This window comes from Parvibaculum sp., from assembly GCF_019635935.1.
Lineage (GTDB): Bacteria > Pseudomonadota > Alphaproteobacteria > Parvibaculales > Parvibaculaceae > Parvibaculum.
In genome coordinates this window covers 3,288,004-3,301,249 of sequence record NZ_JAHBYN010000001.1, presented here as the reverse complement: position 1 = coordinate 3,301,249, position 13,246 = coordinate 3,288,004, and the positions used below count along the sequence as shown (strand labels likewise).

Here is a 13,246-nt window from a genome sequence, read left to right as displayed (position 1 = left end):
GTTCATGTAACGGTTCGCGTGCTAGGCTCGGGTCGAATCAACGCTCCGCAGCGCAGGAACGACCGCCGACATGCTCGAGAACAGCTTTCTGCAGGCCTTGCTGCTCGGCATCGTCGAAGGGGTAACCGAATTCCTGCCGGTTTCGTCCACCGGCCATCTGGTCGTGGCCGGCGATTTTCTTGGTTTCAGCAGCGTCCCCGGAGAGGTCTTCGAAACATCGATCCAGATTGGTGCGATCCTGGCGATCTGCACCCTGTACCGGGAGCGGCTGAACACGGTCGTCCGCGGCACCTTCTCCGGCGATCCGTCGGCGCATAACTTCGTGAGGGCCATCGTCATCGCCACGTTGCCGATGATTGTCCTCGGCGCGATCTTTTACGATTTCATCGTCGGCGTGTTGTTCTCGCCCTATGTCGTCAGCGCGGCCTTCATTCTTGGCGGTATCGCGATCATCGTGGCCGAACGCCTGAACATCGAGGAACGCGTTTCGTCCATCGAAGCGTTCACACTCGGGACGACACTCAAGATCGGCGCGTTTCAATGTCTGGCGCTGGTGCCCGGCATGTCGCGCGCAGGCGCAACCATCATCGGCTCACTGCTGGTCGGCGTCGAACGCAAGACGGCGGCGGAATTTTCGTTCTTTCTGGCGATTCCGGTGATCATCGGCGCGACAATCTTCGATGTGTGGAGCAACCGCGCCCTTGTCGACGGCACGCACCTCCCCATCCTCGCCACCGGCTTCGTCGCCGCCTTCCTCTCCGCGCTGGTCGTCGTGCGATGGTTCGTGGGCTTTGTCAGCCGCCACGGCTTCTCGATGTTCGGCTGGTACCGGATCGCGTTCGGCAGCCTGCTGCTGGTCTATTACCTGACACGCGGATAAAACGGGCGCCGTTACTCCGCAGGCGGCTCGCCGCCGCTTGCACGGCGGGGCGCCGCGACCATGGAATCGTCCACAGGAAACTTCGTGCGGCCGGTCCGGCCCGGCGCAAGCCGTGGACCGGATGCCGGTTGCAGCGGCCATGCAGCGCGCAGGTCTTTCGGCGTTTCACGGCCATGCGCCGCAAGGTCGATCGGCGCGGCTGTGGGCTTGCCGTTGAAATCGGTCCACTGCTTGCGCTTGTAGTCGAAGAGTTTGCAGCTGCGATAGATGTTCATGTATTCGCCCAGACCGAAGCGATAGCGGACGACATCGTCGCCATAGGCATCGATCAGCAGCGCCTGCGCCTCGGTCAGCTTGTAGCCGGGGATCGACGGCAAGGCGTGATGGGCATGATGCAGCATGACCCATTTGAACAATGGCAGAAAGTCGAACGGCAGATCGACATGCGCGGTGCCGCGAATGTTGCCGCCGTAGAAATTCCATTCGTCGGGATTGTCGAACCACGGCACCTTGGGATGGTTGTGCTGCAGGAAAATCGACAGCGCCATCAGATAGTTCCAGACGGCGAACGGGATGAACCAGCCGAGCAGCATCGTCAGCCAGAGCGCACGCTCGGGCGCCAGCCAGCTTCCCAGAACGCCGATGCCCGCAACGACGCCGCCACCGACAAGGACCACGAAAAGCGTATCGGGCAAATGCCGGCGCCACTCTCCGCGCGCTTCGGGCGATACCGGCAATACCAGCTTCGGAATCCAGAACGCAATCCAGTAGTAGATCAGCGGTCCGAAGATGCTGCGATAGACGCGCTCGAGCCCGCGACGCAAGGGCGAGGACGCGTCGAAATCTTCCTTCGACATCGGCGCCCACACATAGTCGAAGCCCTTGAGATTGGTGTAGCGATGATGGATGCGGTTGTGGACGACGTCCCACAGGCTGCGCGAATGCAGGCAGGGTACAAAAACAATCCGCGTGATCCAGCGGTTCATGGTGCGGCCCGGCACAAACGCCGAATGACCGCTGTCGTGACCGATCAGGAACAAAAGGCCAATCAACGCTCCGTTGGCGACCGCAAAGAGAAGGTTCGCCGCGATCGGCAACGGCGCCACAGCGCCGACCAGCGTGATGAAATAAAGGGCATAATGAATCCCGAGTATCCGCAGGCCGCGGCCCAGCGACTTCTCGCTGACATATGCACGCTCCTCAGGCGTCAGCCAATCGGACGGCACGCCGGCTTTGGACGGCCGGATGCCGCTTCTCGTGCCTTCCGCTGGCAAAACGCTCACCGGGAGCCCCACCCATTCGTTAACGGTCAAGGATTGCCGGAATCCAGATCCGGCACATGGAATCTTAGGTTAAGTACCTCTTAATTGTGAAGCGCAAGTTTTAGTTTCGCCGCCGCAGAACCAAGCATTTAAGACGATTTTAGGGAAGCTCATGCCAGAAAAGGTCGGGACTACATGTTTCTTCGACCCTGGGAGCTTTGCCGGCTAGCGGCAGGCGGTCAGGATCGACCATTGGCATGGATCGACATATTGACCCTCGATGACAGTGCCGCGCTCTCGGTGGATCGACGCGACTTCGCGATGCACTGGCTCACGTTGCGCTTTAGCGATGCGGAACTTGAGAACGATTTCGCGGAGGCCAACTATTCGCGCCAGATATCCGTCACCCGTCTGTCGATGGTGATGGGCGCATTCGTTTTTTCTCTTTTTGGAATTCTCGACGCCTATATCGTTCCCGAAATCGTCTATGAAGCATGGCTGTTGCGCTTCGGCCTTGTTTGCCCGGTTCTGTTCGGGCTCGTCGCGCTTTCCTATGCCGGCCATATCACACACCGGAACTCGGGCTGGCTGTCTTTCGCAATGATCGCGCCCGGCTTCGTCATTGTCGTTATGACGGCCATCGCGGATGCGCCGGGCGCCTATCTCTATTATGCCGGTCTTATTGTCGTGATTGCCTACAGCAATTGCGTATGGCGTCTCAGCTACCTCTACCCGACCATCGTGTCGCTGACGACCGTGCTTGCCTATGAGTGGGTGATATTGTTCGTCAATCCCGTGCCTTTCGAAATATTCGTGAGCAACAATGCCTTCATGGGGTCGGCCGTCGGGATCGCCATGTTCCTGAACTATGTGCAGGAGCGGCAATTGCGGGCGAGCTTCGTGGACAATGAAAAGCTGCGCTTCGAACAGCGCCGCTCGGAAAGGCTGCTGAGCCGCTCGGAAGCCGCAAGCCGCGCCAAGAACGACTTCCTCGCCATCATGAGCCACGAACTGCGCACGCCGCTCAACGCAATCATTGGCTTCTCGGAAATCATCTCCAACCAGATGTTCGGTCCGGTCGGACAAGACCGGTATGTCGATTATGCGGCCGACATCCGGTCCAGCGGCACGCATCTGCTGAGCATCATCAACGACATCCTCGACATTTCGAAAGCCGAGGCCGGCAAGCTGCGGCTGGAAGAAGAACCGATCGATCCGGTCGATTCACTCAACCGGACGATGCGGATGTTCCGCCAGCGCGCTTCGGAACTCGGTGTCGACCTTACCTTCCGTGTGCGGGACGACATACCCTGGATCATCGCCGATCCGCGCCTGTTCAATCAAGTTGCGATCAATCTGGCGTCGAACGCCCTCAAATTCACGCCGAAAGACGGGCAGGTCCGTGTCGAACTCGGGCTCAACAATGCCGGCGATCTTGTCCTCAGCGTCGACGATACCGGCATTGGCATCAAGGCGTCGGACATCGTGCGGATATTCGAACCGTTCGTGCAGGTTGAGGATGCCATGTCGCGCACCCAGCAAGGCACGGGGCTCGGCTTGCCGCTGGTGCGCAAGATCATGAATCTCCATGGCGGCACGGTCGAACTCGAAAGCCGCGTCGGCGAAGGCACGACCGTGAAAGCCACCTTCCCCAAGAGCCGCTTCGTCGCGCCGCAAGCCGAAGAGACCGTCCGGCAGGCGCTTTGAACGCCCGCCGGCGGATACCCTATTCCGGTTTGTCGACCACCATCAGGTAGATGCACTTCGTCGCGTCGACCTCGACCGTGACATTTGCGACGTCGAGCCCCTCGATCAATGCGAGCATATCCGCTTCGGTGCGGTAGACGAGGCTCCAGTCGGTCACGAATTCAAGCGGCCACTCGCAGGACTCGCGGCCTTTCTTGACATTGGCGAGGATGAGTTTCCCGCCCGGTTTTACCTGCGCGTATAGGTCGTGCGTCAACGCACGCGCGCGCCGCGCCGAGAGATAGTCGTAGAGACCGAGACTGTAGATCACGTCCTGCGGCGGCAATGTCTTGAAGAGCGCGCCGGCTTTCAGAAGCTGGGCAAACGATGCCTGCAGACATTGCACCTTGGCGCGGCCCGCATGGCGGACCACCTCCGGATAAGCATGTTCATAAGCGTGGTTCAGTGCCCGGTCGTCCTGGTCGATGAGGGTGAAGTTGACCGGCGACGGCAACCTGTCGATCTTCAGATAGTCATAGACCTCGTAGGCCGAGCCGCAGCCCAGATTGGAAATGTTGAGCGGCGTGTCGCCGGCGGTGGCGGCAATACGCTCCGCCAGCAGCTTCTGGGTCATGCGCAGCCGCGTACCGACGCAAGCGCCGGTTTCGACACCGATGCGGTGCAACAGCTTTTCGTAGGGCGTGTCGCCCACGCGCTGCCATTCATAGACATAGTTCATGATGCGGTAGTCGCCCGGATAGCCGAGCGGCTTCTCGTAGCAGCGTTTCATGACAGCGCCCGGCATGAAGTCGGGCGTCAGCACGCGCTCGGCATAGCGCTTGTGCCGGGCGAGCGTCGCCGGATCGCTCCAGACCGGCGTCAGAATGTCGTTGCCCCGATACCAGAGCTCTTTCCATTGCGGCACCATGCGCTCTTCGCAGGCGATCAGCGCATCGAGCAGCAACTTCTCCCGCGTGCGGCCCGTTGCCGTGAGGCGCGCTTCGAAGGTTTCGAGAATCTGCTTGTAGGACCGGAAAAGATTGATGATCTCGGTGGAGAGCTGCTGGAACTCCGGCAAAATGCCCTCCGACGTGCCAAATGCCGGATCGGCCAGCGCCTGCGTCAGCACCAGATTGTCGTGATCGGTGACGATGGTCGGAATGTCGAGATAGCCGGTGGTGAATTCGAGCGCCACGGTCGTGCGGATTCCATGCGGCTCGACGCGACGAATTCGCCCAGCACCGCCAAAGAGACGCGCATCCCCCAGCCGCAATTCGAACGGCAATTCCGCACCGATCTGATTGTCCCAGCCTTCGGCCCGCGCGCTCTGGACGGCGATGCCGGTCATGCTGAGATTCTTGAGCGTCGCACGCTCATCGTCGATGAAAACGGCTGGAACCGCCTCGCGAAAGAGCTGTTCCGGTTTGAACCGCTCGGCGCGATAAAACATCTTGCGCCCCTGGGCGCCCGTCAGTTGCTCATAGGTCCGCATTACCCACCCACCCGTAAACGCATACACACCGGATTTAAGGAATCATAAGGGCTATCGAATTACAAACACTAACAAGCAGTTAATGGGCGGCTTTAAGTGATTCCATAATCATGAGTCTAGGGAGAATCGCGAATCTAGTATGCCGCGGCAACCGCAACCACTAGCTCCTGCGTCCAGCGGCTCTCAGGCGGCTGTTTTCGACAATCCGCATTACCGGCGGCAGCATCAGCCAATCGATGAAGAGATTGGACATGATGACCAGCGCGGTCATCGCGCCCAGTGCTCGGTTGACCTCGAAGCCGGAGAAAACCAGCGTCCCGAATCCGAGCGTCAATGAGGCGGTGATGACCAGCATCGCGACACCGACGGTCGCGAAGACGTAGTTGATCGACTGTTCGGGATCGAGCCCGCGCTCCCGCGCCTGCCGGTACATCAACAGAAAGTAGATCGTGTCGTCGACCACGAGGCCGATGGTCATGGCGGTGACGACGGAAGCCGCGAGGCCGATGTCCTGATAGAGCAAGCCCCAGAGGCCGAAGCCGACCAGCGAAGGCAGCATGTTGAGAAAGATGCTGAGAAATCCCAGAAAGGCGCTGCGCAGCGCCAGGCCCACAATGACGGCGATCAAAAGAACCGAGATGGCGGTGCTCAACATCATCGATCGGATATTGATGCCGGACAGTTCGGCGAAGAGCACGTTGATGCTGATGCCTTTGCTGTGCATTTCAGGCGGCGCATTGGCCGACAGCCACTCCGCCGCCGCCGCATTGAGAGCCCTGATTTCGCTCGATGTCTTGTGACGCAGAATGGCCGTTACGCGGCTCGACGAGCGGCTGACATTGATCTGGTCATTGAGCGAGGCGCCATAGGGAAGCGACAATTCGTAAAGCAGGAAGTATTGCGCGATGAGTTCGCGGTCGCCCGGTATGTCGCCGCTGGCCGCAGCAGCGCCGGCGTCCATCGCGGCGTGGATGCGCCGCGTGATGTCCGAGACGGCGACAACGCTGACCACACCTTCCTGGGCGCGCAACCAGGTCTCGAAATTCGCGAGACGCCGCTGATACTCGGGCTCGAACACGCCACCCTCCTCGCCGCTCCCGACGTCGAACTCGATGATGTTGAGACCGGTCAACCGCTCCTCGGCAAAATCCGAAGCCTGGCGATAGTCGAAACGCCAGTCGAAATACCGCGCGAAGTCGTCGTCGAGCCGGATATTGCCGATCCAGAACGCGCTTGAAACAACGACCGCGCCGCAGAGAAAGAAGAGCACCTTGTAGTAGCGGTTTACGAAATGGCCGAGCGACACCATGGCGGCTTCCGAGCGCTGCACCGCCGGATGCAGGGGCATCAGCGCCAGCACCGCCGGAAGCCATGTGAAGGTAAAGACGTAGGCAATCACGATGCCGATTGCGACGATGTTGCCCTGCTGCTGCAGCGGCGGCGCATCGGCGAGGTTCATCGCCAGGAAGCCGATCATCGTGGTTGCGTTGGTCAGCGTCACCGGCCAGAGGTTCATCCGCACCGCTTCGGCAATCGCCTCGTTTTTCGCCAGCCCGCGACCAAGCGCGCCGAGCGCCGTGGTGACGATGCGAACGGCAGAGGCCATGTTGATCGTCATAATGATGATCGGACAGGCGACGGTCGCGGTGTTGATTTCCCATCCATACCAGCCGGCAACGCCCATCGCGGTGGCGCTGGAAAGCCCGAGCAGAGAGAGAATGGCGATGCTTGGCAGGATGGCCCGCACGAAAATGAACATGACGATCGCGGTGACGACGAGGCTGATCGGTATCAGCACCATCGCGTCGTTCAGCGCGGCCTCGGTGAACGTGCCCATCAGCATCACATTGCCGGTGAGCTTCACCTCGATGCCGGGGTGATCCGCCTCGAAGGCGGCGACCAGCGCCCGGCTCGCGGCGATGATGGCCCGCACTTCCGCCGAGGCCTCGACCGGCAGGTTGAAATTGACGAGGATGCCGGCCGCGCGTCCGTCCTCGGCCAGAAGCCGGTTGACGATCAAAGGGTCGTCGAGAGCGATCCGTTCGATCTCACGCGCCTCCTCCGGCGTCACGCCCGCCGGATCCGGAACCAGATCGGCAACTGTGAAGCTGTCGGCATCGGACGAGACATGCGGAAAGTTCGTCAGCGCATCGACGCGCGTCGAACTCGGCAACTGCCAGGCGCGCTCGACGAGATCGCCGATGGCGGCCAGAACATCCGGCTCGGTGACCTTGCGGCCGCCAGCCCAGACGACCATCAACACATTGTTGTTCTGGCCGTATCGGGCGTCGAAGGACTGCAACGCCTTGAGGCCCGCGCCGTCGGGGGCGAAGAAGACGCGCGTGTCCGAAGAGATGGTGAATTGTGCGACGCCGGCAACGGCAACGAGAAACAAGCCAAGGCACAACGCAACAATCGTGCGCGGCAACCGCAATACCGGATTCATCACTCTGGCCATGAAACAGCGCCGCCCCACCCCGAAACTCAATCAGCGCGCGGCTAAAATGAGCGATTTCCGCCACAAAGAAAAGCGCGAGTTTAGAGAACGTTAACGTTTGGGCGATAGCCGGAAACGAGGATTTAACGCACCTGGCAATATTATGGCGTTTGAACCGCTGCTCTGCGCCATGCGGAAGGCTGCTTCCGGCGGGCGCGAAACATCGGGAATTGGGGAAAACCGGCGGACTGACCATGAGCGACACAGCGCTCGTCAACCTGGCAACAGTCGGCAGCGATGAGCTGCAGGCGATGCCGGTCGCTGTCTTCACATCCGCTCTGGAATCCATGTCCGGCGATGCAATCGCCCGCTTCCGGCGAATGCGCAAGCTCAGCGCCACGCACCGGCAAGCCCTTGAGAAGTTTCTCGTCGAACATCCGGACAAGCGGCCCGGCCAACAGGACGCATCGGATTCCAAGGGAGACAAGAAGAGCTCGCCCAAAAAAGCCCGCTCGTCCGAGACGGGAATCGTCATGGAGGGCCTGCTGCGGCTTATCGCCTGGTGGGAAGGCATGGATACCGACGACGTCGCACGCGCCAAGGGCGTTGCCCGGCGGAAGAAGAAAAAGAAAACGAAAAAGGTCAAGGCACCCGTAGCAATACAGTCAAAGACCATCGCGCAACCTGCCGCTGCCGCCACCGCGCCTGCCGCCGCGCCGGAGGCGCCGGTTCTCGGCCGCATCGACATCATCCAGAAGCTCTGGGGCGAAGGTTTCAGCCTGCCGGGCGGGCCCGAGTTCGCGGTCAAGCTGGTGCGGCCGCTGGCGTTTGAAAAAGACGGTCTCTATCTCGACCTGGCGCCCGGTCTCGGCGGCGCGATGCGCGCGGTCGCGAAAACATTCGGCGTCACGGTGAAGGGGCTCGAAACGGACGCACAACTTGCGGCCGCGGGGCATGAAATGTCCGTGCAGGCGGGCGTCGCCGCTACCGCGCCTGTTCTCACGCGTCCGGACGGATTTTCGGCCGACGATTTCGCGCCGGAAGGTCAGTATGCGGCGATTTTCATGCGCGAGACCTTGTTTGCCGTCGAAGATCGCGCGGCGATGCTGGCGCTGGTGGGCCGCGCATTGCGCGATGGCGGATCGTTGATGTTCACCGATTTCGTGCTTGCGCGCGACGAGATCGACGACGACATGCTTGTCGTCTGGCAAAACGCCGAGGCAGCGCCGGTGTTTCCGTGGACGGAAGCGAAATACCGGGAAACGCTCGAAGCCCAACATTACAAGATCGACAGAATTGACGACCTGACCGCCGAATATCTGCCGCTTATCCATGCCGGATGGCGGCATTTCCACGATTGCCTGCAAAACGCCAAACTTCCGCCAGAAACGGCCGCCATGTTGATGCGTGAAGGCAATGCGTGGCTGGCCCGTAGCCGGGCGCTCGAAACCGGAATGCTCCGTCTCCTGCATGTTCATGCGCTGCGCCAACCGGCCGGCATCGAGACGGGAACGCCAACCGAAGAAGAGCGCGGGATGGAAACGGAGCTGGTCGATGCCGCAACGTGACGACGAGACGGACGACGACCAAACAGATGGAGCCGCCGGAGCATCGGCGGAGCTGACAATGCGAGACACCGAGGCGTACACCACCCGCGACAACAATCGCGTTGAACCTATCCTCGACGCTTCCGGTACGCTGCGCCGCGATGTACTTCGAAGGCTGGGCGCGGCGCGCGCCGCACATGCCGACGCCGGAGACAGAGTCCGCCCGGCACGCTGAGCGGCAAAGATTTATTAATCCAGTTTCAGATCGCTCGTTTCGGCCGCTTCGGGGTCGTGCGTCGCCGTGCGCGCCTTGTGATGGCGATAGCGCATCACGGCGACCGGAATCGACAGCAGATAAACTGCAGCCAGCGACATGAAGGTCCACCACGGATAGCTGAGGATCACAGCGGCGGTGAAGCCGATCAGAAGCAGGATCGGCAACACCATGTCGCGGCGAATGCGAAGGCCCATGCGTTTGCCGGAAAATGTCGGGATCTGGCTGACCATCAGAAAGGCGACCGCCAGCGCGTGCAGCGCAATCAGAAGCGGCGCTTCCTTGAGCCAGCCGACGCCGATGAACGAAAGATACAATGGCAACATGACGAGGCCGGCGGCGGCCGGCGCCGGAACGCCGACAAAATAGTTGCCGGTCCATGCGGGCTTGTCCGGATCTTCCAGCGCGACATTGAAGCGTGCAAGCCGCAGCGCGCAGCACACCGAGAAACCGAGCACCGCGATCCAGCCGATGCCGCCGATTTCGCCAAGCGACCACAAATAGAGAACGACAACGGGGGCAACGCCGAAATTGACGAAATCGGTCAGCGAGTCGAGTTCGGCGCCGAAGCGGGTCGACCCCTGCAACAGACGCGCGACGCGCCCGTCAAGCGCATCGAACACCGAAGCAACGATGATGGCGACGACGGCCGCCTCGAACCGGCCTTCGATTGCAAAGCGGATCGCTGTGAGGCCGGCGCAGAGCGCCAGCACCGTCAATGCGTTGGGAATGATCGTGCGCACGGGCAGTTGCGCGAACTGACGGGCGCGGCGTGTGCGCAGGCTCTCGCCGGCGCGGAAACCGGCGCCGGGACGCGGCTCGAATGGCGGAAGGGGACCGGCCATTTTCGTTACCTCGCTTTTATCCCGAACTCAGACATGGTGCGGTTCCACCGAAATGGAATCGGCCAGCACGGTCTCGCCGCCGATAGAGGTCTGTCCGACTGCAACCAGCGGAATTGCCCCGACCGGCAAATATACATCAAGGCGGCTGCCGAAACGAATGATGCCGAACCGCTCGCCCGCCGCGAGATCGACGCCTTCGGCGACGTCGCAAACGATGCGGCGCGCGACAAGGCCGGCGATCTGGACCACGACGACCTGCTCGCCGTCGGCGCGCTCGATCAGCAGCGAATTGCGCTCATTGGCATCGCTCGCCTTGTCGAGATCGGCATTGAGAAAGAGGCCGGGCCTGTAGGCGACGCGCTTCACCTTGCCGGCGACCGGCGCCCGGTTCACGTGGCAATTGAAGACGTTCATGAAGATGCTGACGCGGGTGCGCGTCATGTCGCCGAGGCCGAGCTCCTCCGGCGGCGAGGCTTCCGTGATCATGTTAACGACGCCGTCGGCCGGGCTGATGACCAGTCCGTCGCGCGAGGGGGTGACGCGGTCGGGATCGCGGAAGAAGTAGAGGCACCAGAGCGTCAGAACGACGCCGATCCAGCCGAGCGGATTCCAGATCAGGAACAGGACGATCGTCGCCGCGGCGAAGATGATGACCCAGCGGTGGCCTTCCTTGTGGATCGGGGTCAGGATCGAAGTCAGGGCGTCCATGAGCGTCTTTCTGTTTAATCTGGCGGTTTATCCGGGAACACTTACGAAGTGTACTCCGCCCGCCCCTTGAGGTTAAGCGTAACCGGAATCGGCCGTTGTCAGTGGCTCCACCGGATCGGATTCGAGGTCAGCCGCCTGCGGCGCGGCGCTTGCGGGCATCGTTTCGAGCTTTTCACGGGCGGCATCCGCTTCGCGCTGGCGGTTCCACATTGCCGCATAGACGCCGCCTTGCGCGAGGAGCACCTCGTGGCGGCCGCGCTCCATCACCCTGCCCTGTTCCAGCACCAGAATTTCGTCGGCGTCGATAACCGTCGACAGGCGATGGGCGATGATCAGCGTCGTCCGGTTTTCGGAAATGCCTTTCAGGGCCGTCTGTATTTCCTTTTCGGTGTGCGTGTCGAGCGCCGAAGTTGCCTCGTCGAGCAGCAGGATCGGCGGATTTTTGAGGATGGTGCGGGCGATGGCGACGCGCTGCTTCTCGCCGCCCGAGAGCTTCAGGCCACGTTCGCCGACGCGCGTTTCATAGCCTTTCGGGAGGCGCTCGATGAAGCCGGCGATCTGCGCCAGCCGGGCCGCCGCTTCGACCTCGGCGTCGGTCGCATCGGGCCGGCCGTAGCGAATGTTGTAGCGGATGGTGTCGTTGAAGAGCACCGTGTCCTGCGGAACCATGCCAATGGCGGCGCGAAGCGTCGTTTGCGTCACGTCGCGGATGTCCTGACCGTCGATGCGGACGCTACCTTCGGCGATGTCGTAGAAGCGATAGAGAATGCGCGAGATCGTCGATTTGCCCGCGCCCGAAGGGCCGACAATGGCAAGCGTGCGGCCGGCGGGGACGCGAAAGGACACATTGTCGAGGATGCGCCTGTCGGGATCGTAGAAAAATCCGACATTCTCGAACACCAGTTCGCCACCCTTCACCTCCAGCGGACGCGCGTTGGGCGCGTCGCGGATTTCCGGCGGGACCTGCAACAGGTCGAACATGGTTTCCATGTCGATCAATGCCTGACGGATTTCGCGGTAGACGGTGCCGAGCAGGTTGAGCGGCTGGTAGAGCTGGATCAGATAGGCATTGACCATGACGAAGGAGCCGACGGTCAGGATACCGGCGGCGATGCCTTGCGCGGCCATCAGCATCAGCGCCGCGAGGCCGGCCGTGAAGATCAGCGTCTGACCGGTGTTGAGCAGCGAAAGCGATGTCGTCGTCTTGACCGCCGCGTGCTCATAGCCCGCCATCGACCTGTCGAACCGCTTTGCCTCGTGGTCTTCGTTGCCGAAATACTTGACCGTTTCGTAGTTGAGCAGGCTGTCGACCGCCTTGGTGTTGGCCTCGGTGTCGAGATCGTTCATTTCGCGCCGAAACCGCGTGCGCCACTCGGTCACGGCGAAGGTGAAAATCATGTAGACGATGACGGTGGCGGCGGTGACGACCGCGTACCAGATGTCGAAAGCATAAGCGAGGATGATGCAGACGAGGATAAGTTCGATGATCGTCGGCACGATGTTGAACAGCGAAAAGCGCAGCAGGAAGTCGATGCCCTTGGTGCCGCGCTCAATAACCCGCGACAGGCCGCCGGTTCTGCGCTCCAGATGGAAGCGCAGCGAGAGTGCGTGGAGGTGGCGGAAGGTCTCGACCGCGAGCTCGCGCACGGCGTTCTGGCCGACTTTCGCGAAGACGGCGTCGCGAAGCTGGGCGAGCGCCACCATCAGGATGCGGCCGACGCCATAGGCGACGATCAGCGCGACCGGCACGACCACGGCGGCGGCGGCGGCCGTTTCCGGCGAGAGGCGGTCGACGGCTTCCTTGTAGAGGAAGGGCACATAGACGGTGACGATCTTGGCGCCGATGAGCGCGATCATGGCGATGACGACGCGGGTGCGCAGGTCGGACCGGCCGGCGGGCCAGAGGCGCGGCAGCACCGAGGCGAGCGTCCACCAGTGACCGCGGGGGGTCAGGGGCGGCATTCCGCCTTGTGTATTGCGGCTCATGTGCCTGGACATTGTGGCCGAGGGTCTCCGGTTTCGAGGGGCACGGCAAGCGCCGACGCCCCGCCCGGAACCCGGACGGGGCGTCGTTCTCATCCCTAGATAAGCGACTATTTGCGAACCGCAACAGGC

General features: G+C 61.7%; 9 protein-coding genes. 3 read left to right on the top strand and 6 right to left on the bottom strand.

The genetic code is table 11. The annotated features are described in order from the left end of the window. The first annotated feature begins 70 nt into the window (after nt 1–70). The gene (locus tag KF719_RS16265) at nt 71–880 is read left to right on the top strand and encodes an undecaprenyl-diphosphate phosphatase (protein WP_293510137.1); all 810 of its coding nucleotides are present in this window, start codon (nt 71–73) and stop codon (nt 878–880) included. A gap of 11 nt (nt 881–891) precedes the next feature. Here KF719_RS16265 and KF719_RS16260 read toward each other — a convergent pair whose 3' ends face one another. Then, a complete protein-coding gene (locus KF719_RS16260; RefSeq protein ID WP_293510135.1) occupies nt 892–2,163 on the bottom strand; it encodes a fatty acid desaturase in 1,272 nt (423 codons plus the stop codon). A gap of 231 nt (nt 2,164–2,394) precedes the next feature. On the opposite strand from KF719_RS16260, the gene KF719_RS16255 reads away from it, so the two are divergent. Continuing rightward, nucleotides 2,395–3,849, top strand: coding sequence for a HAMP domain-containing sensor histidine kinase (locus KF719_RS16255; protein WP_293510133.1), 1,455 nt, complete (start codon nt 2,395–2,397; stop codon nt 3,847–3,849). Between the two features lie 19 nt (nt 3,850–3,868). Here the strand turns inward: KF719_RS16255 and KF719_RS16250 are convergent, their stop codons facing one another. Both KF719_RS16250 and KF719_RS16245 read right to left on the bottom strand, forming a co-directional pair. Next, a complete protein-coding gene (locus KF719_RS16250; RefSeq protein WP_293510132.1) occupies nt 3,869–5,320 on the bottom strand; it encodes a class I SAM-dependent methyltransferase in 1,452 nt (483 codons plus the stop codon). A 160-nt stretch (nt 5,321–5,480) separates the two neighbouring features. Further along, complete coding sequence (locus KF719_RS16245; RefSeq protein WP_293510130.1) at nt 5,481–7,778, bottom strand: MMPL family transporter; 2,298 nt, start codon at nt 7,776–7,778, stop codon at nt 5,481–5,483. Nucleotides 7,779–8,011: 233 nt separating this feature from the next. Between KF719_RS16245 and KF719_RS16240 the strand changes: the two genes are divergently transcribed. After that, on the top strand, nt 8,012–9,325 hold the full coding sequence (locus KF719_RS16240; protein ID WP_293510128.1) for a methyltransferase domain-containing protein: 1,314 nt from the start codon (nt 8,012–8,014) through the stop codon (nt 9,323–9,325). A gap of 228 nt (nt 9,326–9,553) precedes the next feature. Here KF719_RS16240 and pssA read toward each other — a convergent pair whose 3' ends face one another. From pssA to KF719_RS16225, 3 genes are all read right to left on the bottom strand, one after another. Beyond that, the gene (gene pssA / locus KF719_RS16235; protein WP_293510126.1) at nt 9,554–10,423 is read right to left on the bottom strand and encodes a CDP-diacylglycerol--serine O-phosphatidyltransferase; all 870 of its coding nucleotides are present in this window, start codon (nt 10,421–10,423) and stop codon (nt 9,554–9,556) included. A 27-nt stretch (nt 10,424–10,450) separates the two neighbouring features. Next, nucleotides 10,451–11,131, bottom strand: coding sequence for a phosphatidylserine decarboxylase (locus KF719_RS16230; RefSeq protein WP_293510124.1), 681 nt, complete (start codon nt 11,129–11,131; stop codon nt 10,451–10,453). 72 nt (nt 11,132–11,203) lie between these two features. Continuing rightward, nucleotides 11,204–13,093 (bottom strand): ABC transporter ATP-binding protein/permease, encoded by a 1,890-nt coding sequence (locus tag KF719_RS16225; RefSeq protein WP_293510123.1) that lies wholly within the window; start codon nt 13,091–13,093, stop codon nt 11,204–11,206. Nucleotides 13,094–13,246 lie beyond the last annotated feature (153 nt).